This is a genomic window from Lysobacterales bacterium (assembly GCA_016721845.1).
Classification (GTDB): domain Bacteria; phylum Pseudomonadota; class Gammaproteobacteria; order Xanthomonadales; family Ahniellaceae; genus JADKHK01.
The window spans coordinates 1,036,041-1,058,083 of sequence record JADKHK010000013.1 but is presented as its reverse complement, the minus strand read 5'-3'; the positions used below and the strand labels follow the sequence as shown (position 1 = coordinate 1,058,083).

Genomic DNA, 22,043 nt, shown 5'->3' with positions numbered 1-22,043 from the left:
GGCACACCTCAACTGCAAGGATGACTCGAGGGTCGATCAATGCGTCTTGCGGACGCCTGAGGGATGATTGGATCCGTGCACCTGCGAATGGCAGTTCAGGCACGACTTCCCGAGCAATTGCTGGGCGCCTGACGGAGTCGCCGCGGTCGGCAGGCCGGTGCCGCTGTAGGCGCTGCTCGGATGCTGCGGCGCCAGATGGCACTGCTGGCACAGCCATGGCGTGCGCTGCTTGAGCAGCGATGCGTTCACCGAGCCGTGCGGCTTGTGGCAATTGCTGCAGTCTTCGCGAACCGGCGCATGTTCCCAGAGGAACGGGCCGCGCTTCTCGGCGTGGCATTGGTAGCAGGTCTCGTTGAGCGTGCCCTTGGCCAGCAGGCTCGGGCCCGTGCTGCCGTGAGGGTTGTGGCAGCCGCTGCAAGTCATCTGCCCGTCCATCACCGGATGGGTCGACGGGCGATGGAATTCGGCGCGCTTTTCCTTGTGGCAAGTCATGCAGACCGCCGGCTGCGTGTTCGTGGCCAGGACCGGATCATCGCCGACATGCAACTTGTGGCAGGAGGTGCAGGCGACGTCCTGGCGTTCATGCGCGCTGCCGCGCCAATGCATGCGCAGGCCGCCCTGGTGGCAGCTGAGGCAGGCACCATTCTGTGTCATGGCGTCGGAAGCATGCTTGCCGTCGCCGAAGACGCGATCGGGCGACGCGCGTTCCTGACCTTCCGGCGGCGCCTTCATGTGGTCTTCGGAGTCGCCATGGCAGGTCGCGCAGGCCTTGTCCGCGAACGGGGTGCGCGCATCGCCACGCATCGCGTGCTTGGATTTCAGCATGTTCAGCACGCCGCCCGGATCGGTCTCGTCATGGCAGCGCGTGCAGGTCCGCTGCACGTCGGCGGCCGGCGACGATGCGGCTGCGGTGTCGTTCTCCTGGGCAAGGGCAGTGCCCGCCATCAGCAGCAACGCGGCCCAGCGGCCGCATCGCATCAGCAGTGGATGGGTCGATCCGCGCATGGTCGTTCTCCTGTCGCCTGCGGGCGCCGTGGCGCCGACGTCTGTCGTGGGAACTATTTGGCTGTGGCCACGAAATCGGCGGCGCCGCTGTCGAGTCGCAGTGAATTGCCAAGGGAAACATGATGGAAGCGATGCGCGGCATGATCGTCATGCAACGCGAAGCCGATGCTGTAGTCCTTGCCCGCCACGATCGCTTTTTCGCCGGGACCCGCAGGCGCCATCGGACGACTGAGCGTCACGGTCCATTCGCCGTTGGCGAACGCCGCCTGGGCTTCAAGCCTGGATGCAGGGTGCGGCTTGCGTTGGTCGAGGATGTGGCCGGCCACGGGCTTGGCCGCTTGTCCGGGATTGAGCACCGCCTGCCAATACTCGAAATAGGCGTCGTTCTTCAGCGCGGCTTCCAGATCGGCGGCCGGTTTGGTGTTGGTACCGCCGCCCTGGCGCGTGAGCTTGACGCGCGAGCCGCCGTAGTACTTGGTGATCTCGGTGCCGGCCGGCGCGCTTTTCATGCCGATCGCGTCGTCATGGCAACTCGCCCAGCAGCCTGCGCGGGCCGACTCCTTGAGTCCGCCGTCATCGAGCATCACGGTGATGTGCGCGGCGTCTTCGGACATCTTGACGCCGCTGCTGGGCGCCGGTTTCCAGCGCAACTGGAAGTACAGGCGTTCGGCATCGTGCGCGGTCTTGACGAACAGGGTCTGGCTGCCGGGCCGACCCTTGGCCGGCGCACTCTCGGCCTTGTGGGATCCGGACAGGATGGACTTGCCCATATCCGCCTGCTCACCCTCATGACAGCCACTGCAGTTCTTGCCTTCGCGGAACTTGCCGGCACCGCTGTGATCGCTCTGGGTCATCACCCATTCCCACGAGGCCTGACCGGGATACAGCAGGTGGACCTGCCTCTCCTTGACGCCACTCCAGTCGATTGCCGCAGCAGGGAGTGTCGCCAGCAACAGCGCGACACCCGCAAGGACGGGACGGAACTGCAGCGATTCGGTGCGGAGCGTCTGCGCGTTCATGTGCTTCCCTCATGCGGTTGGAGCCGCGGTGGATGGATCCGGAGGCGTGCTAGAGCGCGAAGTCCTCGCTGTCTGCCGCCGGCTGGGCCGTCGGTTGCGCGCTTGCGGGGAGGTGATGGGCAATGCCCTTGTGGCAGTCGATGCAGGTTTCGCCGCTCTTCAGCGCATCCTCGTGCTGGCCGCGTGCACGGGGCTTCTGCAGATCAAGTCGCATCGCGTCGCGCACGTGGCAGTTGCGGCACTCGCGCGAATCGGTCGCCTTCATGGTGGCCCAGACGCGCTCGGCCATTTGCTGGCGTCGCGCCTCGAACTTTTCTTTCGTATCGATGGTGCCGAGCACGGCGTGCGGGATTTCGTTGTAGGTGGCCTGAAACTTGCGCCACAACTTCGGGATCGTGGCATGCGGCACGTGGCAGTCGGAGCACACGGCGCGTACGCCGGACTGGTTCCGGAAATGCACCGAATCCTTGTATTCCGGAAGTACGCCGACTTGCATGGCGTGACAGGAACTGCAGAACTCGAGCGAGTTGGTCTGCGTCACGACTTCGGAAAATCCAGCCCAGCCCAGCACCCCCACGAGGATGCCGCCCAATATCAGGGTGCCCCCGCCCCAGCGAACACTGGGCGTCCTGATCCAGTTGCGCAGCCGCTTGAACACGATATGCCCCCGTTGCGGTGGACTTTCGGTTCGGCACTCCCTCGCCCAGGATGTAGCTATTGATCGTGGTTCACGACACGATGTTAGGCGCAATCAAGGGCATGGATTTGACTTGGATCAAGAACCGGAGGGGTCGCGGTCACCCACCCGGTCACATCCGGAATACGCCGAAGCCGGATCTTTCGATCGGCGCGTTCATCGCCGTCGAGAGCGCGAGGCCGAGGACGCGACGGGTGTCGGCGGGGTCGATGATGCCGTCATCCCAGAGGCGGGCGCTGGCGTAGTACGGGTGGCCCTGCTTTTCGTACTGCTCGCGGATCGGTGCCTTGAACTGGTCTTCTTCGTCCTTCGGCCACGCGCCGCCCGCGGCTTCGATGCCGTCGCGCTTGACCGTGGCGAGCACGCTCGCGGCCTGTTCGCCGCCCATCACGCTGATGCGTGAATTCGGCCACATCCACAGGAACCTGGGCTGATAGCCGCGGCCGCACATCGCGTAATTGCCGGCGCCGAAACTGCCGCCGATCATCACCGTGAACTTGGGCACGTGCGAGCAGGCGACCGCCGTCACCATCTTCGCGCCGTCTTTCGCGATGCCGGCATTCTCGTATTTCTTGCCGACCATGAAGCCGGTGATGTTCTGCAGGAACACCAGCGGGATGTTGCGCTGATTGCAGAGTTCGATGAAGTGCGCGCCCTTCAGTGCCGATTCGGCGAACAGGATGCCGTTGTTGGCGACGATGCCAATTGGATACCCGTGGATGTGCGCAAAGCCGCACACCAGCGTCTTGCCGTAACGTGCCTTGAATTCCTGGAATTCGGAGCCGTCAACGAGGCGGGCGATGATCTCGCGCACGTCGTACGGATAACGCGTGTCGCGTGGGAGGATGCCGTAGATGTCCTCGATCGGGTAGGCCGGTTCAACCGGTGCCTGCACCGCCACCGGCAGCGACTTCGTGCGATTCAGATGCTTCAGGATGTCGCGCGCGATCTCGAGCGCGTGTTCGTCGTTCTCGGCGAAATGATCGGTGACGCCCGAGACCGAGCAATGCACTTCGGCGCCGCCCAATGATTCGGCATCGACGACTTCACCGGTGGCCGCCTTCACCAGCGGCGGCCCACCGAGGAAGATCGTGCCCTGCTCGCGCACGATGATGGATTCGTCGCACATTGCCGGCACGTAGGCGCCACCGGCCGTACACGAGCCCATCACGACGGCGATCTGCGGGATGTTCTGCGCGCTCAATCGCGCCTGGTTGTAGAAGATGCGGCCGAAGTGTTCCTTGTCCGGGAAGACCTCGTCCTGCAACGGCAGGAAGGCGCCGCCGGAATCGACCAGGTAGATGCAGGGCAGCCGGTTCTCCAGTGCCACCTGCTGCGCGCGCAGATGCTTCTTCACCGTCATCGGATAATAGGTGCCACCTTTGACGGTGGCATCGTTGGCGACCACCATGATTTCCATGCCATGCACGCGACCGATGCCGGTGACGACGCCGGCGCCGGGCGCCTGGTCCTCATACATGCCGTGCGCGGCGAGTGCGGACAATTCAAGAAATGGCGAGCCCGGATCGAGCAAGGCGCGGATGCGCTCGCGCGCCAGCAATTTCCCGCGTTCCGTATGCTTCTTTCGCGCCTTGTCGCCACCGCCGGCGGCCGCACGTGCGGTCTGCGCTTTCAGGTCGGCGACGACGCTGTGCATCTGTTCGGCATTGGCGATGAAATCCGCGGCGCGCGGGTCGAGGCTCGACTGGATCTTGGGCATGGGACCGGTCCCTGGAAGAGGCGGGGAGTTTAGCGAGCGCACAACAAAAAACCGCCGGGTTGCCCCGGCGGTTTTCAGTACTTCCGGGAAGCGAAGCGAATTACTGCTTCGGGGCTTCTTCGGTCGTCGCCGGCGCGGTTGCGTCGGTCGTCGCAGCAGCGGCAGCGTCCGTCGCGGCAGCAGCAGCGGCATCGCCGGCAGCAGTTGCAGCGTCGGCAGCGGCAGCGCCAGCGTCCGTAGCGGCAGCAGCAGCGGCGTCGCCGGCAGCGGTCGCGGCGTCGGCAGCGGCATCACCCACGGCAGCGGCGGCGTCGGTGGCGGCTTCGGTCGTCGCGGCAGCAGCATCCGTGGCAGCAGCGGCGGCGGCGTCGGCAGCCTGTTCCGCAGCCTGGGTGGCTTCGGTCGCGGCCGTGTCGGCGGCCTGCTGGGCGTCACCACCGCAAGCAGCCAGAGCGGCAGCCAGAGCGGCGATCAGAGCGAGCTTGTTCAGTTGCATGATTTCTTTCTCCAAGGAGTAGGTTTGGAAACACGACCTCACCGCGCCGCAGGGCTGGCCTGCCCTACAGTCGCGGATCGTTACAAGGCCGAAACGGGATATTACACGAGTTCAATCGCGATGGCGGTGGCCTCTCCGCCGCCGATACACAGGGACGCGACCCCTCTCTTGAGGCCGCGCGCCTGGAGCGCATGGATCAGGGTCACGACCAGTCGCGCACCGCTGGCGCCGATCGGATGACCGAGCGCGCAGGCGCCGCCGTTGACGTTGATCTTCGCGTGCGGAATGTCGAGCTCCTTCATCGCAGCCATCGCGACCACCGCGAAGGCTTCATTCACCTCGAACAGGTCGACGTCGGCCACGGACCAGCCGACCTGTTTCAGCAGCTTCGCGATCGACGGTGCCGGCGCCGTCGTGAACCAGCCTGGTTCCTGTGCATGCGTGGCATGGCCGAGCACGCGCGCCATCGGCTTCAAACCCCGCGCCAGCGCGTCGTTTTCTCGCATCATCACGGTGGCGGCCGCACCATCGTTGATGCTCGACGAACTCGCCGCCGTGATCGTGCCGTCTTTCTTGAACGCGGGCTTCAGACTGCCGATCTTGCCGATGTCGCAGCGACCCGGCTGTTCGTCGCTATCGATCACGACATCGCCCTTGCGCCCGGCGATGGTGACCGGTGCGATCTCGTTCTTGAACGCACCCGAGGCCTGCGCCGCGAGCGCGCGCTGCACCGATTCGATCGCGTAGGCGTCCTGGGCGTCGCGGGTGAAGGCGTACTTGTCGGCGCACTGCTCGCCGAACACGCCCATCGCCTGTTTGTCGTAGGGATTGACCAAGCCATCCCAGGCCATGTGATCAAGCGCCTCGAAATTGCCATATTTCACGCCAGTCCGACTGCCCGGCAACAGGTGCGGCGCATTGGTCATCGATTCCATGCCGCCAGCGACGACGACGCTGGCATGGCCGAGTTTGAGCGCGTCATGGCCGAGCATGATCGCCTTCATGCCCGAGCCGCAGACCTTGTTGAGGGTCATGCAGGCCGCGGCGGTCGAAATGCCGGCGGCCAAGGCGGCCTGGCGTGCCGGCGCCTGTCCGAGACCGGCCGGCAGCACGCAGCCCATCAGCACTTCCTCGACCTGGTCGGCGGCCACGCCGGCTTGCGCGAGCGCCGCACGGATCGCGGTGGCGCCAAGTTGCGGCGTTGCAACACCGGTGAACTGACCGAGCAGGGAACCCACCGCCGTGCGCTTCGCGCCGACGATCACAACGGAATTTTCGGACATGGCAGCTCCAGCGGAAGGGATGGTTCGGGAGTCCGATTATCGCGGTGCAACATGATCGCGGCAATCAAGAATCGTCACGGTTGTCGGCATCGCCCATGGCGGATAGCCTCGCGGCATGCATCGAACGTTCGTCGCATGCGCATTTCTGCTCGCCGGCCTGCTCGGCGCGACGGTGTTGCCCGCGGCGGAACCCTCGACGATCGAGAGCGTGCGCTTCCACTCAATCACGGTCGAGCAGGGGCTGAGCCAGCCGACCGTGCGCGCCATCCTGCAGGACCGTCGCGGCTTCGTCTGGATCGGCACGCTCGATGGCCTGAATCGCAGCGACGGCAATCGCATCCGCGTGTTCCGGCATCGTCCCGACGACCCATCCAGTCTTTCCGACAACCACGTCGCCGCGATGGTCGAGGATGCCGAGGGGTTCCTTTGGATCGGTACCGGTGGCGGCGGCTTGAATCGTTACGACCCCGAGGCCGATCGCTTCGAACATTTTCGTCACGATCCTGCGGCTGCCGATTCGCTCGCGGGAGATGGCGTCACCGCCTTGGCGCGAGCCGCGGACGGTGCGATCTGGGTGGCGACGTCGGCGGGCGGGTTGCAGCGCATCCGGCCCGGACAACGCCGCTTCGAAGCGGCGCGCGACAGCGCCACCTTGCCCGGCCTGAACGCGACCCGCGTCATCACTGCCCGACGCAATGGCCATCTGCTCATCGCCACCCGGCTCGGGACCTGCGAGATCGATGCCGAAGGCGCGCTGGTGCGCGACTGGCACGACCCCGAACTCGGGGCGCTCGACAGCTATGTCGTCGATGAGGGGGCCGATGGTGCGGTCTGGATCGGTTCCGGCGATGCCGGCCTGTTCCGGATGCGGCCCGACGGCGAGGTGACCCGCTGGCGGGAGCGTCCGGAGGGCTTGTCCGGCAATGCCATTCGAGCGCTGCAAGTGGGCCAGGATGGCGCCGTGTGGGTCGGCACCCTGACTGGCCTGACGCGCATCGACGCGCACGATGGCAGCCTGCACAACTGGCGTTACGACCCCTACGGACGGGTCGGATTGGGTGCGCACCGCATCGAGTCGATGATGATCGATCGCGACGGGCTGGTCTGGGTCGGGACCTGGGCCAATGGCATCAGCCTGCATGACCCGAACAGCTCGGGTTTCCGCCTGGCCCCGTTTCGTCCCGATGATCCTCGCTACCTGCCGCGCCCGACCGCGATCGCAGTGGCGCCTGCGAGCGCCGGCAAGCTCTGGATCGGCATGCACGAGGAAGGGGGCGTGGCCCTGCTTGATCCGCGCAAGGGTGTCGAGCGGGTCTACCGGCACGACCCGGAAGACCCCGACTCGATCGGGTCATCGACCGTGCAGGCATTGCGTCAGACGCGAGACGGCAGTCTCTGGGTGGGTTCGCCGACGGCGGGTCTGTCGCGGCTCGCGCCCGGTGCCTCGCGCTTCGAACATTTCCTGCCGATTCCGGACGACCCGACATCGCTGCCCGGGCGCAACGTCTCCGGATTGTTCGAGGACCGGGACGGCGCCTTGTGGGTCGCCACCCTCGGCACCGGCGTGGTCCGGCGCTGCGCCGGTTGCAGCGGCTTCGAGCGATTCGAGAGCCTGACCGGTGGACGCCATCTCCCGCTGCAAGTGGTCAATCTCAGCTACCAGACGCGCGATGGCGCGATCTGGTTCGGCCTGCGCAGCGAGGGCATGGTGCGGTTCGATCCGGTCAGCGGCGCGATCACGCATTACGCACCGGAGGGCGAGGCGGCATTGAGCAGCGGCGTCATCACCTATCTGCTCGAGGATCGGGTCGGCACGCTTTGGGTCGCGACCCAGGGCGGCGGTCTCAATCGCGGCGAACGCGACAGCGACGGGCGCTACCGGTTTCGTGCGATCCGGCGCAGCGACGGGCTCGGCTCGGATGCGATCGCCGCCCTCGTCGAAGACCACGAGGGGCATCTGTGGATCTCGCATTCGACCGGCATCACGCGACTGTCGCTGGCCGACGAAACCTTGGTCAATTTCGATTGGTCGGAAGGCACGCAGAGCCTCGGCTATTTCGTCGGCGCCGTCGCGCACGACGACAATGGTGAAATCTACTTCGGTGGCCTGGAGGGGCTGACCCTGTTCCACCCCGATGCCGTGCGCGAGCCCCGGCCGCCGAAGCCGCCGGTGGTGTCGGCCATCAGCGTGCTCGGATCGAACAGCATCGTTGGTGCCGATGCAGAGTCCGCGAGCCGGCGCTTGATGCCGCGCGACGGCCGGGTGGCGCTGACGCATCGCGACAAGGTGATCAATGTCGACCTGACGGCGTTCAATTTCACGCATCCGGCCTCGACGCGTTACGCCTATCAACTCGATGGCTTCGAGGACCAGTGGATCGCGCTTGCGGTCGGCACGAGTACCGCCAGCTTCACCGCCTTGCCGGCCGGCGACTACGCGCTGCGCCTGCGCGCCGCCGGACCGGGCAGCAAGGCCTGGATCGAGTCGCGCGAACCGCTGCGCATCGTCGTGTCGCCGGCGCCGTGGTGGTCATGGTGGGCCTGGTCCCTGTACGGGCTCGTGGCACTGCTCGCGGCCTGGGCCCTGGTGCAACGGGCGGCGAGATTCGCCCGGGCGCGCCTGGAGCAGCAGCAACGACTGCGCCAAAGCGAAGAGTGGCTGAGCATGGCGCTGGAATCGTCGGGCGACGAAATCTGGGACGCCGATCTCGCCAGCGGCAGCATCGTGCGCCGGAATGCCAATCCGGAAACCGTGATCCCGGATCGCGAGCGCCTGAACCTGCAGGACATTTTTTCCGCTGTCCATCCGGATGACCAGCAGGCTTACCTCGACGCCTATCACGCGGCCGTCAAAGGGACGAGCGAGCGCATGAAAGCCAGCTTCCGGATTGCCACGCGCAGCGGCGGCTGGCTGTGGGCGTTGTCCTACGGGCGCGTGGTCGAGCGTGATGCCGCCGGTCGCGCCACGCGCCTGATCGGCGTGTCGCGCGACATCACCGACATCATGCAGCACGAGGAGGCGCTGCAGAAACTCAATGCCGAGCTGGAACATCGCGTCGATGCGAGAACGCGAGATCTGCAAAGCGCGAACGGGCAGCTGCGACGCACGCTCGACGAACTCCGGCTGGCGCAGAAGCAACTGGTCGAATCCGAGAAGATGGCGGCGCTCGGAGCACTCGTGGCCGGCGTCGCACACGAAATCAACACACCGCTCGGCATCGGCGTCACTGCAGCCTCGCATCTGGAAACGGAGTCAAAGCGCGTGCAGGTGCTGGTTGCCGAGGGTGCGCTCAAACGGTCCGATCTCGACATGTACCTCGGCACTGCCGCCGACAGTTCGGAACTGATCCTGCGCAATCTCAAGCGCGCCGATCACCTGGTCAAGAGCTTCAAGCAGGTCGCGGTCGACCAGTCGAGCGAACAACGTCGCGTGATCGAACTGGCCGAATACCTCGACGAAATCCTGACCTCGCTGCATCCACGCCTGAAACGCACGCAGCACGAAGTGGTCGTCGACTGCGACCCGGCGATTCGCGTCAACACCTACCCCGGCGCGCTGTATCAGGTCATCGTTAACCTGGTCATCAATTCACTGGTGCATGGCTTCGAAGGCATCGAACAGGGCAGGGTGCAGATCGCAGTGCGGGCCGAAGCCGGGCAGATCGAGCTCGACTACCGCGACGATGGCCGCGGCATGGACGAATCCGTGCGCACGCGCATCTTCGAGCCGTTCTTCACGACCAAGCGCGGGCAGGGCGGTTCCGGCCTCGGCATGCACATCGTCTACAACCTGGTCACGCAGATGCTGGGCGGCACCGTGTCCTGTGACAGCACTCCCGGCAACGGCGTGCGTTTCCTGGTGCGCTTTCCGCAGGGTGAGCTGGCGAACGCGGGCTGATCAGTCCGGGAAACGGGCGCGGATCTGCTCGGCGCGTTGCCAGTTGTCGAACAGCAGCTGGACCAGTCGCGGATCGAATTTCTTGCCGGTCTGTTCGCTGATGAAGCCGCGGATGTCGTCGGCCGTCCAGGCTTCCTTGTAGCAACGCTTGCTGCCGAGCGCGTCGAAGACGTCGGCGAGGGCCGTAATGCGACCACCGATCGAGATTTCGTCGCCCTTGAGTCCGCGCGGATAGCCCGAACCGTCCCAGTTCTCGTGGTGGTCCTCGGCGATTATTGCCGCGAGTTGCAGCAACGGCAGGCGCGATGCGGCCAGCCACTGCGCACCGATCCGGGCATGCGTCTGCATCACTTCCGTCTCTTGCGGCGTGTGCGAACCCGGCTTGTTCAGCACCGCGTCGGGGATGCCGATCTTGCCGATGTCATGCAGCGGCGCCGCGTACCGCAACATCTCGCGTGCGCGGGATTCGAGGCCGAAGGCTTCGGCCAGCAGGTCGGCGAGGTGACCCACGCGCTTGACGTGGTTGAGCGTGTCCTTGGAACGGCTTTCGGCGACGCCGGCCAGCAGGGTGACAATCTCGACCTGGGAGTCGAACATCTCGCGTTGCAGATGCAGGTTCTCGAACGCGATCGAGACATTGGTGCAGAACACCTCGACCAGCTTCATGTCGAGCGGGCTCAGGTCCCAGGTTTCGCCGACGTAGAGCAGGCTTTCGGTGCGGTGGCTGTCGGTGAAATGCAGGACGTAGTGGTCCTTGTTGAACACGTGGCGCTTGCGCGAGTAGGCGTCGCGCAGGCTGTCGGCAATGCGCGGCGGCAGGCGTTCATCGGCATTGTTGTCGACGAAGCGCGCATAGTCGCCATTCGCGGCGGCGACCAGGAAATGCTCGGGCGTCTGGGTCGCGGGACGTGGCACCTTGCAATAGAGCGCACCACGCTCGACGCCGACCAGGGTCGTCAGCTGGCCGAGCACGGCCGACGCGAACTCGTGCGAATGCTGGTGCGAGAAAATTCGTGCCGAGGCTTCGATCACGCGCTCCAGGCCGCGCTTGTTGGCCTCGATGGTCATGATGTCGCGATGCGCGCGCAGGGTCGCGTACATCATCGTCGACAGCTTCTGTGCCGTGAGTTCGGTCTTTTCCTTGTAATCGTTGATGTCGTAGTTGGCGATGACATCCTGCTCCGGGGCCTGGCCGGGCTGGCCGGTGCGCAACACGATGCGCACGAAGCGGTTGCCGAGTTCGTTGCGGATGACCTTCACCAGATCGAGTCCGGCCTGGTCACTCTCCATGACCACGTCGAGCAGCATCACCGACGTGTCCGGATTGGCCGCGATCAGGCCGCGGGCTTCCTTCGCCGAATAGGCCTGCAGGAACTGCAACGGCCGGTTTTCGAAGCGGAAATTCGACAACACCAGCCGGGTGACATTGTGCACCTCGGGTTCGTCATCGACGATCATCACCTTCCACGGCAAGGTGCTCGTGGTTTCTTCGGGCGCGAACAATTCATCCATTGCAACGACCCCAGTCCAAGCTGTCGCCCGAGCCTACCAGCCTGCGATGAAAACGGAAGTCAGCCGCGCCCCTCGAACAGCTCGCGGCCGATGAGCATCTGGCGGATTTCGTTGGTGCCGGCGCCGATTTCGTAAAGTTTCGCGTCACGCAGCAGGCGGCCGGCGGGGTATTCGTTGATGTAACCGTTGCCGCCGAGGGTCTGGATGGCTTCGAGCGTGACCTGCACCGCTGAGCGCGAGGCATGCAGCAGGCAGGAGGCGGTGTCGACACGCGACTTGTGGCCGGCGTCGTAGTCGCGGGCGATCTGGTAGGCGAAGGCACGCGAACTTTGCAGGGCCGTGTACATGTCGGCGAGCTTCGCCTGCATGATGCCGAAGCTGCCGATCGGCGTGTCGAACTGCTTGCGCTCGCGGGAGTAGGCGAGCGAGATCTCCATCGCCGCCTGCATCAGGCCGATCGGGCCACCCGACAGCACCAGGCGTTCGGTATTCAGGCCGCTCATCAGCACCTTCACGCCCTGATTCACGTCGCCGAGCACGTTCTCGGCCGGAATCTCGCAATCCTCGAACACCAGTTCGCAGGTGTTCGAGCCGCGCATGCCGAGCTTGTCGAGCTTCTGCGCAGTGCGGAATCCCTGCATGCCCTTCTCGATGATGAAGGCGGTCATCGCCCGCGACTTCATTTCCTTGGGTGCGGTGCGCATGTACACGACCAGCACGTCGGCATCGGGGCCGTTGGTAATCCACATCTTCGAACCGTTGGCGATGTAGACATCGCCGTGCCGTTCGGCCCGGCAGGCCATCGAGCCGACCACATCCGAGCCGGCTCCCGGCTCGCTCATCGCCAGCGCACCGACATGCTCTCCCGAGCAGAGCTTGGGCAGGAACTTCGCGCGCTGTGCATCGGTGGCATTGTTGTAAAGATTCTGAACGCACAGGTTCGAATGCGCGCCGTAACTCAGGCCAACCGATCCGGAAGCGCGGGAGATTTCCTCCATCGCCACCAGATGCGCCAGATAACCCAGCTCCGAACCGCCGTATTCGCCGGGCAGGGTGATGCCGAGCAGCCCGAGTTCGCCCAGCTTCCGCCAGAGGTCCGCAGGGAACAGGTTGTCCTGGTCGATCTGTGCCGCACGCGGCGCGATTTCCTTCTCGGCGAAGGCACGTACCGTGTCCCGCAGCAGGTCGATGTCTTCGCCGAGAGGAAACGCGCGCATGCCGATCAACCCAGTCCGCGCATGCGGCCGAGGAAGCGCGGGGCGCCGTTGCCCATGTGCGGGAGACGGATCTTGCCGATCGTGTGGATGCGCTCTTCCGCCATGCGATCCGCGGCCTTGTAGGTCGGGATGTGGTCGCGCTTGGCGATCGTGAAGATCTTGCCGAGGTTGTGATAGATCGTGCGCATCATGCGCATCGCGCGTTCGCGGTTGTAGCCGTCGATCTCGAGCGACACGTTCATCAGGCCGCCGGCATTCACGGCGTAGTCCGGTGCGTACAGGATGCCGCGCTTCTCGATCTCGTCGCCGCAGTCCTCGGTCGCCAGCTGGTTGTTGGCAGCGCCGCAGATGACCTTGAACTTGAAGCGCGGAATGGTGCTGTGGTTGACCGTGCCGCCGAGCGCGCAGGGCGAATAGACATCGGCGTCGACGTCGTAGATGTCGTCGAGGCCCACGGCTTCGCAACCGTAGTCGTCGACGCAGCGCTGCACCGATTCCTTGTTGATGTCGGTGACGAACACTTTGGCACCCTGCTCTCGCAGCAGCTTCACGTATTCCAGGCCGACGTGGCCGACGCCCTGCACGGCATAGGCATACTTGCCCACGTCTTCGTTGCCGAACTTGGCATTCAGCGTCGCCATCAGGCCCTGCAAGGTGCCGTAGGCGGTGAACGGCGAGGGGTCGCCCGAGCCGCCATGGACCTGGTGCACGCCGGTAACGAAATCGGTCTCCTTGAGCACCCATTCCATGTCGTTGACGTCGATGCCGACATCTTCGGCAGTGATGTAGCGGCCGTTCAGCGAGTTTACGTAGCGGCCGAAGGCGCGGAACAGCGCTTCCGACTTGTCCTTGGACGGATCACCGATGATCACGCCCTTGCCGCCGCCGAGGTTCAGGCCCGAGACCGCGGCTTTGTAGGTCATGCCGCGCGACAGGCGCAGCACATCGTTCAAGGCGTCCTGCTCGGTCTTGTACGGCCACATGCGCAGTCCGCCCAGCGCAGGGCCGAGCACGGTGTTGTGGATCGCGATGATCGCCTTGAGACCGGCGTCCTTGTTGTGGCAGAAGACGACTTCCTCGTGACCCGTGGACGCGAGCGTTTCGAAAATCATGGGACGAACTCCAGAACGGAATGAGGCGGAAAGCGGCGGCGAAGGCGCGCATGGGCAGGGGCCGACCGCGAGCGGCGCGAAGTGTAGCCACCTCACCCCGGCGCCGGAAGGGTGGTCTGTTTGACAGTCGTTTGCCGGAGCTTGCTATCGTTTGCAGACCCTCGCTCAAGGAGATTGGCCGTGTTGCTGCGTTCCCTGCTGTTGTCGTTCTTCCTGCTATCCGCCAGCGTGATCCCCTCCGGCGTGCGTGCCGATGACGCCGGCGTCCGTGCCGAACTGGTCGCGCAATGGCGCAAGATGTTCGACGCACGCGACCTCGCGTTCAGCGCGGTCGTCACCAGTACCGACAAGAAGGGCCGGGTCACCCGCTCCGACATGCGCGTGAACTGGCCGAACAAGTTCCACATGAAGTCGGCCGAAAGCGAATTCATCATCATCGGCGACAGCACCTGGATGAAGCCCGAAGGTCAGGGCTGGATGAAGTTTCCGATGAGCATGAAGAAGATCATCGACCAGTACACCCCCGAAGTGATGAAAGCCTCGATGGACGCCATGAGCAACGTGCGTTCGCTCGGCGACGAAGACGTGAACGGTGTCGCCTGCAAGGTCTACAGCTACGACTTCGACATGAAGGTCATGGGCATTCGTTCGACGGGTTCCAGCACCGTCTATCTGCACAAGGACACGGGCTACCCGGTGCGGGTCGAATCGGACGGCGAAGCCATGGGCCAGCAGAGCAAGACCGTGGTCGACTACACCTACGACCCGAACATCCGGGTTGCCGCGCCGAACTGAGGTTCGGTTGTCGCGGGGCGGAGCCCGCTCCCACAAGAGCCCTGAGTATTCTGATCTTGGCTTCTGTGGGAGCGGGCTCCGCCCCGCGACGACGTGCTAGACCTTCTCGACCCCCGGCTTGCCATCCTCGACGCGGAAACTGGCCAGCGTGGCGATGCCGGAGTCGTGGCGCTTCTCATTGTCGAGCACGCGCAGGCGGGCGTCGCAGCCGTGCTTGCCGAGTTCGAATGCGAGATAGCCACGCTTGGTGGTGTTGCCGTACTTCACGTGCGGATTCTGCGGGATACGCGGGTTGAACATTGCCTCGCTCCAGCCCTGCGACGCGATCGAGGTGCCGCAGAATTCTGCCGCGAGCACCGGTGATTCCAGCTTGTCCGGGTTGCTGTGCACGTCGGCGATGACGGCCGCATGGATGTCGCCGCCGAGGATCAGCGGATTGCGCACCCGATGCGCCTCGATCGATCCGAGCACGTGTTCGCGCGTGGCCGGATAGCCGTCCCAGCCATCGGTCCAGCGCGTCATTTCACCATCGCGCAGGGTGCCGAAGCGCGAGAAGATGGTCTGCTGCGCGATCACGTTCCATTGCGCGCGGCTGTTCGCCATCGCGCCGTCCAGCCATTGTTCCTGTGGCAGGCCGATCATGCTGCGCGAGGGCTCCATGACCGTCGGACATTCCTTCGCGGTGACGTCGGTCGATCCGCCGCCCTTGTAGGGGTCGGGACAGACCTGCGGGTCGCGATACTGGCGATTGTCGACCAGATAGAAGCGCGCGAACTCGCCGTAGTCGAGGGTGTCGTAGATGCGCATCTCGTTTGCCTTGGGGCGCATCGTCAACGGCACCGGCATGTGCTCGAAGAACGCCTGGTAGGCGGCGGCGCGACGCAGCAGGAAGCCCGGGTCGATGTTCTCGCCCTGGTCGCCGGCATAGTCGTTTTCGACTTCGTGGTCGTCCCAGGTGAAGGCCCAGGGCATCGCGGCATGGCTGGCCTGCAGGTCGGCATCGGTCTTGTACTGGGCGTGACGGACGCGATAACGCGCCAGCGTGTTCGCCTCCGGGCCGACATGGCGGCGCACCAGATCATCGCCCCAGTTGCTTTCGTAGATGTAGTCGCCGACGAAGAACATCAGGTCCAGGCTTTCGCCGACCAGATGACGATGCGCGGCGAAATAGGCCTGCTCGTAGTGCTGGCAGGAGGCGACGGCGAAGCGCAGCTTGTCGAGCTTGGCGCCCGGTCCTTCGGCGGTGCGGGTGCGGCCGACCGGGCTGACCTCGTCGCCGCAGATGAATCGGTACCAGTACCAGCGCCCCGGTTCGAGCCCGCGCACGTCGACATGGGCACTGTGCGCAAGTTCCGGCACGGCGCGCACGCCGCCCTTGCGGATGATGTTCGAGAACTTCTCGTCACTCGCGACCTGCCACTCGATGTGGATCATGTCGGGTTCCATGCCACCGTCCGGTTGCAGCGGCTCCGGTGCGAGGCGCGTCCACAGCGACACCCCGTCCGGGCGCGGATAGCCGGATGCGACGCCCAGCGTGAATGGATAGCCGGTGAAACGTGGTCCGGCCCAGTCATCGGCGGCACGCGCGGGTCGCGGGGCCAGGGACATCGCGATGGTCGACGCGCTGAACGCGAACGCGGCACGGATCACGTCGCGACGCGTGAGTTGTGCCTTGTGCGCGCGCAGGCGCCGGATCAGGCGTTGGGCGCGATCGAAGCGGTCGTCTTGCATGAGCGTTCTCCGGAAGCCAAGTCGGTGATCTCGAATCCTTCGAGCTTAGCGGCTCGACTTGAATTTCGTGCGTCCAGACGTGACCGGGTTCGCGCTCGGATCGATTGTTTGCCGTCGTACAATGCCGCCCGGCGTCGGGAGATCGCGCGCGTGTCCAAGGTTGCTCTGTACATGGGCGCTGCCCTCATCGTTTCCGCCTCGGTGGTTGCGGCCCAATCCAGCGGCGGCAGTTTCGTGTTGCGCAAGTATGTGATCGCGGATGGCGGAGTACAGGCCTCGGGTGATGCGGTCGATGTCACGGCCACGGCCGGGCAGGTTGCGCCCGGTGTCGCCCTCGGCGGCAGTTTTCGCGCCACCCTCGGTTTTCATCCGGCGGCCAGTGGCGGCGCCCTGCCGCTGTTTCGCGACGGTTTCGAGTAGATCCCGATCTCCAGGAGTTGACTCATGCACTCTCGCATTTCCGCCTTGCTCCTCGCCCTGTTCGCCGCCGGTCCGTCGTTGGCGATCGGCACCGCCATCAGCTTCCAGGGCACGCTTGAAGACAACGGTCAGCCGGCGAGCGGGACGTACGACCTGCAGTTCCAGGTCAAATCGACCGGTGGCACGAATATCGGCCCCTTGCTGACGCTGGAAGACCAGCCAGTGAGCAATGGCGTGTTCACCGTCCAGCTCGATTTCGGCACGGGCGTCTTCACCGGTGCCGATCGCCGCATCGCCCTGTTCGTGCGTGCGGGCAGTTCGGTCGGGGCTTACACGCAGTTGCTGCCGGATTTGCCGGTCAGCGTTGCGCCCTACGCGCAGGTGGCAGCCAACGCGGAAGTTGCGGATATCGCCTACGACACCACCGATTACGCCATCGACGACATCGACATCAACACCGGTGCCGTGTCATCGCGTGCGATTGGCGACGGCGCCATCGTCGCCGCGGACATCGCCAGCAACACGCTGTCGTTGTCGAAGTTTCTCGGCCAGAGCAGCAACTACACCCTGTCGGCGACGATTGCCGCGAACGATTGCAACGACTACGACGTCGCCTTTGGCGGCGATGTGGATCAAGGCGACGTACCGATCCTCACCATCCAGCCCGGGTTCCAGCTTCCGGATTCGATGTCGATCACCGCGCTGCGGGTGATTTCAGACAATCTCGTCGAAATCCGCATTTGCAACGAAGCCGGCGCGCAACAGTCGATCAGCGACTTCGGCGTGCGCCTGACCACGTTGCGCTGACGACACGCCGGCGTATGGCACGCGGACGGCTGCCTGCGGCGGGGCCTTGGCACTAGAATTCCGGTTCTCAAGCAGCAGACCGGAGTTCCCGATGAGCACCCCCGCGAGCCAGATGCCCGCCGCCGAGCGTTCGAGCGAGGCGACGCCGCTGCGCTTCGTCACCGCGGCCAGCCTGTTCGACGGCCACGACGCCGCGATCAACATCATGCGCCGATTGATCCAGGCGCAGGGCGTGGAAGTGGTGCACCTCGGGCACAACCGCTCGGTCGAGGACGTGGTCCGTGCCGCGCTTCAGGAAGATGCCGACGGCATCGCGCTCAGTTCCTACCAGGGCGGCCACGTCGAATACTTCAAGTACATGGTCGACATGCTCAAGGAACGCGGTGCATCGCACATCCGCGTGTTCGGCGGCGGCGGCGGCACCATCACGCCGGAGGAAATCCGCGAGCTGCAGGCCTACGGCGTCGAGCGCATCTATCACCCGAACGACGGCATGGCGATGGGCCTGGTGGCGATGATCGAGGATCTGGTGCGCCGCACCGTGTCGCATCGTGTCGCCACCGCGCGTCCGGAGCGCGTCAGCAAGGACGACGAGATCTCGGTCGGCAAGATGTTGTCGGCGCTGGAGGAAGGGTTGTTCAGTGACGGCGAACTCGCCACGTTGCGCAAGGAATGGCAACTCGCCGGCGGCAGGACGCCGGTGATCGGCCTCACCGGCACCGGCGGCGCCGGCAAGTCGTCAGTGACCGATGAACTGCTGAACCGTTTCCTCGCCAGTTTCCCGGACATGCGCATCGCCGTGATCTCGGTCGACCCGACCCGTCGCCGCACCGGCGGTGCCTTGCTCGGCGATCGCATCCGCATGAATACGCTGCGCAGCAAACGCGTGTTCATGCGCTCGATGGCGACGCGTCGGCAGCATGTCGCGACCAATGTCGTGCTCAAGGACTGCATCGGCTTTCTGCGCGGCCAGGGCTATGACCTGGTCATGGTCGAGACTGCCGGCATCGGCCAGAGCGATTCGGAAATCGTCGACCTGGTCGATTTCCCGGTCTACGTGATGACCAGCGACTTCGGTGCGCCGAGCCAGCTCGAAAAGATCGACATGCTCGACTTCGCCGAACTTGTGGTGCTGAACAAGTTCGACAAGCGCGGTGCCGAAGATGCGCTGCGCGACGTGCGCAAGCAGTGGAAGCGCAATCGCTTGGCGTTCAAGCTCGCCGACGAAGACGTGCCGGTGTTTCAGACGATCGCCAGCCAGTTCAATGATCCCGGCATCAGCTGGATGTTCGCGAACCTGTGCCGATTGTTGCGCGGCAAGCTGCAACTGCCGGAATCGAAGTGGATGCCGCAGATCGATACGTCGCTCAAGGAACCGCGCGCAACGGTGCTGATTCCCGGTGCACGCACGCGTTATCTCGCCGAGATTGCTGAGCAGGGGCGCAGCATCAATCGTGCCGTGGACTCGCAGTCGGAGATCGCCAGTCGCGCGCAGAGCTATCACGACACGCTGCGGGACCTTGACGATCCTCTGTTGCCGAAGGCGCTGGACCTGTATGCGCCGGAAGCGCTGCTGGCGCAGGCGGATCGGTCGCTGACGACGCTGCGCCAGCGCTACAACGAAGCGATCAAGTCGCTGTCGAACGATGCGCTCAACCTGCTGCGCGAATGGCCGGCGCGGCGCGCGTCGATCAGCAACGAATTCAACGAATACACGGTCCGCGACAAGGTCATCCGCGTCGAGAACTATCGCGAGTCGCTGAGCCACCAGAAGATCCCGAAGATCGCGGCGCCGACCCTGCGCGACTGGGGCGACCAGATCAAGTTCCTGCAGAAGGAGAACCTGCCGGGCGCGTATCCGTACACTGGCGGTGTCTATCCGTACCGCCGCACCGGCGAAGACCCGATCCGCATGTTCGCCGGCGAAGGCACGCCCGAGCGCACCAATCGCCGCTTCCATTACCTGAGCAATGGCCAGCCGGCGGCGCGCCTGTCCACCGCGTTCGACTCGGTCACGCTGTATGGCGAAGACCCGGCGCCGCGCCCGGACATCTTCGGCAAGATCGGCAACTCCGGCGTCAACGTGCCGACGCTCGACGACATGAAGAAGCTTTACTCGGGATTCGACCTCTGTGCGCCGACGACCTCGGTGTCGATGACGATCAACGGGCCGGCGCCGATCATCCTGGCGATGTTCATGAACACCGCCATCGACCAGCAGGTCGAGAAGTACCTGCGTGCCGACCAGGCTCGTTGGGACAAGGCCCACGCCATCATCGAGAAGCTCTACGAAGGCCGGCATCGTCCGAGCTACCAGGGCATGCTGCCGGACGGGAACGACGGATTGGGTCTTGGGCTGCTCGGCGTTACCGGCGATCAGGTCGTGGAACCGGAGGTCTACGCGAAGATCAAGGCCGAGACGCTGCAGTCGGTGCGCGGCACCGTGCAGGCCGACATCCTGAAGGAAGATCAGGCGCAGAACACCTGCATCTTCTCGACCGAATTCGCGCTGCGCATGATGGGCGACATCCAGCAGTACTTCGTCGACCAGAAGGTGCGCAATTTCTATTCGGTGTCGATCTCGGGGTATCACATCGCCGAGGCCGGCGCGAACCCGATCTCGCAACTCGCGTTCACGCTGAGCAACGGCTTCACCATCGTCGAGTACTACCTCGCGCGCGGCATGAAGATCGACGACTTCGCGCCGAACCTGTCGTTCTTCTTCTCGAACGGCATGGACCCGGAATACACCGTCATCGGCCGTGTCGCCCGCCGCATCTGGGCACGGGCGATGCGCGAACGCTATGGCGCCAACGAGCGCAGCCAGATGCTCAAGTACCACATCCAGACCTCGGGCCGTTCGCTGCACGCGCAGGAGATCCAGTTCAACGACATCCGCACCACGCTGCAGGCGCTGTACGCGCTGTTCGACAACTGCAATTCGCTGCACACCAATGCCTATGACGAGGCGATCACCACGCCGACCGAGGAATCGGTGCGCCGTGCCGTGGCCATCCAGCTGATCATCAATCGCGAGCTCGGACTGAATTTCTGCGAGAACCCGTGGCAGGGCAGTTTTGTCGTCGAGGCGCTGACCGACATCGTCGAGGAGGCGGTCTACAAGGAGTTTGAGGCGATCAGCGAGCGCGGCGGCGTGCTCGGCGCGATGGACACCATGTACCAGCGCGGCAAGATCCAGGAAGAGTCGATGTACTACGAGCAGAAGAAACACGACGGCTCGCTGCCGCTGATCGGCGTCAACACCTATTTGCCGCGCGAACACGCCGGCGAGGTCGCGACCGAAATCGAACTGATCCGCTCGACGCCGGAAGAGAAGCAGCAGCAGATCGCGAACGTGCTGGCCTACCAGTCAAACCGCAATGGTTCCTCACTCTCACCGCTCGCGGGGAGAGTCAGCGGCGCAGCTGCTGGTGAGGGGCATGGCCTCGCGTTCCTGCAGGCCACCGCACGTCGCCGAGACAACCTGTTCACCGCGCTGATCGAAGCGGTGAAGACCCATTCGCTCGGCCAGATCAGCCATGCGTTGTACGACGTCGGTGGGGAATATCGAAGGAACATGTGATGCTGGGTTTCGGCTCCGTTCTTGAAGCACTAGAGCGCGCGCAAGCCCGCTATGTTGTCGTGGGCGGTCTTGCAGTGATCCTGCATGGCCATCTGCGCGGCACGGCGGATATCGATCTCGTGATCGAACTTGCGCCCGACAATTGCCGACGTGCCCTCGACGCGCTGGCCGGGATCGGTCTTCGACCTCGACTTCCGGTGGACATGCAGCAGTTCGCCGACCCGGAAATCCGCCGCGACTGGGTGGAGAACCGCAACATGATGGTCTTTCAGTTGTGGGATCCGGAGGTGCCAGGTCGTTCCGTCGATGTCTTCGTGCGCGAACCCTTCGGATTCGAGGAGCTATGGTCACAGTCGGTGCTTCGCGAGGTGCAAGGCGTACCGGTACGCATTGCATCGATTGCGCATCTGGTGGCGATGAAACAGTCCGCCGCTCGCCCGCGCGACCTTGACGACATTGCCGCACTGGAGCAGATTGCCCGCGAACTGCGGTTGAGCGGGGAGAAATCGTGAATCCATCGAACTTGGACGATCTCTCTCTTGAATGCACTTACGAGGATGCCGAGCGAAACCATCTTCGCGACGGCCTGCGCATGAGCGCCAGCGAGCGATTTGCCTTCTTCGAGGACATGCTGGCGATTGCCGATGCATCGGGCGCACTGAAGCGGGAGCTCGATCGTCGCGCCGAAGCGCAATACGCGCTGTGGGCGGCCCACGAGTCGCCGTAGCGGTCGAACACCCCACAAGGA

17 protein-coding genes are annotated in these 22,043 nt (G+C 64.6%); 7 read left to right on the top strand and 10 right to left on the bottom strand.

All coding sequences use genetic code 11. The features are described from left to right. Positions 1 to 36: 36 nt before the first annotated feature. The 6 genes from IPP28_12115 to IPP28_12090 all read right to left on the bottom strand — a co-directional run bounded on the left by IPP28_12115 (position 37) and on the right by IPP28_12090 (position 6,220). The gene (locus IPP28_12115; GenBank protein MBL0041759.1) at positions 37 to 1,005 is read right to left on the bottom strand and encodes a DmsE family decaheme c-type cytochrome; all 969 of its coding nucleotides are present in this window, start codon (positions 1,003 to 1,005) and stop codon (positions 37 to 39) included. Between the two features lie 53 nt (positions 1,006 to 1,058). Further along, on the bottom strand, positions 1,059 to 2,024 hold the full coding sequence (locus IPP28_12110) for a cytochrome c-552 precursor (GenBank protein MBL0041758.1): 966 nt from the start codon (positions 2,022 to 2,024) through the stop codon (positions 1,059 to 1,061). Between the two features lie 49 nt (positions 2,025 to 2,073). Beyond that, on the bottom strand, positions 2,074 to 2,685 hold the full coding sequence (locus tag IPP28_12105) for a NapC/NirT family cytochrome c (GenBank protein ID MBL0041757.1): 612 nt from the start codon (positions 2,683 to 2,685) through the stop codon (positions 2,074 to 2,076). Positions 2,686 to 2,833: 148 nt separating this feature from the next. Beyond that, complete coding sequence (locus IPP28_12100) at positions 2,834 to 4,441, bottom strand: methylcrotonoyl-CoA carboxylase (GenBank protein ID MBL0041756.1); 1,608 nt, start codon at positions 4,439 to 4,441, stop codon at positions 2,834 to 2,836. Positions 4,442 to 4,541: 100 nt separating this feature from the next. Continuing rightward, positions 4,542 to 4,937, bottom strand: coding sequence for a hypothetical protein (locus tag IPP28_12095; GenBank protein MBL0041755.1), 396 nt, complete (start codon positions 4,935 to 4,937; stop codon positions 4,542 to 4,544). Positions 4,938 to 5,038: 101 nt separating this feature from the next. Beyond that, positions 5,039 to 6,220, bottom strand: a complete 1,182-nt coding sequence (locus IPP28_12090; GenBank protein MBL0041754.1) for an acetyl-CoA C-acyltransferase — start codon at positions 6,218 to 6,220, stop codon at positions 5,039 to 5,041. A gap of 115 nt (positions 6,221 to 6,335) precedes the next feature. On the opposite strand from IPP28_12090, the gene IPP28_12085 reads away from it, so the two are divergent. After that, positions 6,336 to 10,118 carry a PAS domain-containing protein gene (locus tag IPP28_12085; protein MBL0041753.1) on the top strand — a complete coding sequence of 1,261 codons (3,783 nt, stop codon included), beginning with the start codon at positions 6,336 to 6,338 and terminating at the stop codon, positions 10,116 to 10,118. Here the strand turns inward: IPP28_12085 and IPP28_12080 are convergent, their stop codons facing one another. From IPP28_12080 to IPP28_12070, 3 genes are read right to left on the bottom strand one after another with little or no spacing between them, the layout of a single operon-like run. Next, complete coding sequence (locus IPP28_12080; protein MBL0041752.1) at positions 10,119 to 11,630, bottom strand: DUF3369 domain-containing protein; 1,512 nt, start codon at positions 11,628 to 11,630, stop codon at positions 10,119 to 10,121. Between the two features lie 59 nt (positions 11,631 to 11,689). After that, positions 11,690 to 12,847, bottom strand: a complete 1,158-nt coding sequence (locus tag IPP28_12075) for an isovaleryl-CoA dehydrogenase (protein MBL0041751.1) — start codon at positions 12,845 to 12,847, stop codon at positions 11,690 to 11,692. A 5-nt stretch (positions 12,848 to 12,852) separates the two neighbouring features. Further along, positions 12,853 to 13,959: a Glu/Leu/Phe/Val dehydrogenase gene (locus IPP28_12070; protein MBL0041750.1), complete on the bottom strand. Its 1,107-nt coding sequence runs from the start codon at positions 13,957 to 13,959 to the stop codon at positions 12,853 to 12,855. 180 nt (positions 13,960 to 14,139) lie between these two features. Between IPP28_12070 and IPP28_12065 the strand changes: the two genes are divergently transcribed. Beyond that, a complete protein-coding gene (locus IPP28_12065) occupies positions 14,140 to 14,754 on the top strand; it encodes a hypothetical protein (GenBank protein ID MBL0041749.1) in 615 nt (204 codons plus the stop codon). A 96-nt stretch (positions 14,755 to 14,850) separates the two neighbouring features. Here the strand turns inward: IPP28_12065 and IPP28_12060 are convergent, their stop codons facing one another. Continuing rightward, positions 14,851 to 16,485, bottom strand: coding sequence for an alkaline phosphatase D family protein (locus IPP28_12060; protein ID MBL0041748.1), 1,635 nt, complete (start codon positions 16,483 to 16,485; stop codon positions 14,851 to 14,853). A 150-nt stretch (positions 16,486 to 16,635) separates the two neighbouring features. On the opposite strand from IPP28_12060, the gene IPP28_12055 reads away from it, so the two are divergent. From IPP28_12055 to IPP28_12035, 5 genes are all read left to right on the top strand, one after another. Further along, positions 16,636 to 16,905 carry a hypothetical protein gene (locus tag IPP28_12055; protein MBL0041747.1) on the top strand — a complete coding sequence of 90 codons (270 nt, stop codon included), beginning with the start codon at positions 16,636 to 16,638 and terminating at the stop codon, positions 16,903 to 16,905. 24 nt (positions 16,906 to 16,929) lie between these two features. Further along, positions 16,930 to 17,712 (top strand): hypothetical protein, encoded by a 783-nt coding sequence (locus IPP28_12050; protein ID MBL0041746.1) that lies wholly within the window; start codon positions 16,930 to 16,932, stop codon positions 17,710 to 17,712. Positions 17,713 to 17,803: 91 nt separating this feature from the next. Beyond that, positions 17,804 to 21,295 (top strand): methylmalonyl-CoA mutase family protein, encoded by a 3,492-nt coding sequence (locus IPP28_12045; GenBank protein ID MBL0041745.1) that lies wholly within the window; start codon positions 17,804 to 17,806, stop codon positions 21,293 to 21,295. Further along, complete coding sequence (locus IPP28_12040; protein MBL0041744.1) at positions 21,295 to 21,807, top strand: hypothetical protein; 513 nt, start codon at positions 21,295 to 21,297, stop codon at positions 21,805 to 21,807. The genes IPP28_12045 and IPP28_12040 overlap by 1 nt, the downstream gene beginning before the upstream one ends. Further along, positions 21,804 to 22,022 carry a hypothetical protein gene (locus tag IPP28_12035; protein ID MBL0041743.1) on the top strand — a complete coding sequence of 73 codons (219 nt, stop codon included), beginning with the start codon at positions 21,804 to 21,806 and terminating at the stop codon, positions 22,020 to 22,022. Before IPP28_12040 ends, IPP28_12035 begins: the two co-directional genes overlap by 4 nt. The last annotated feature ends 21 nt before the right edge of the window (positions 22,023 to 22,043 follow it).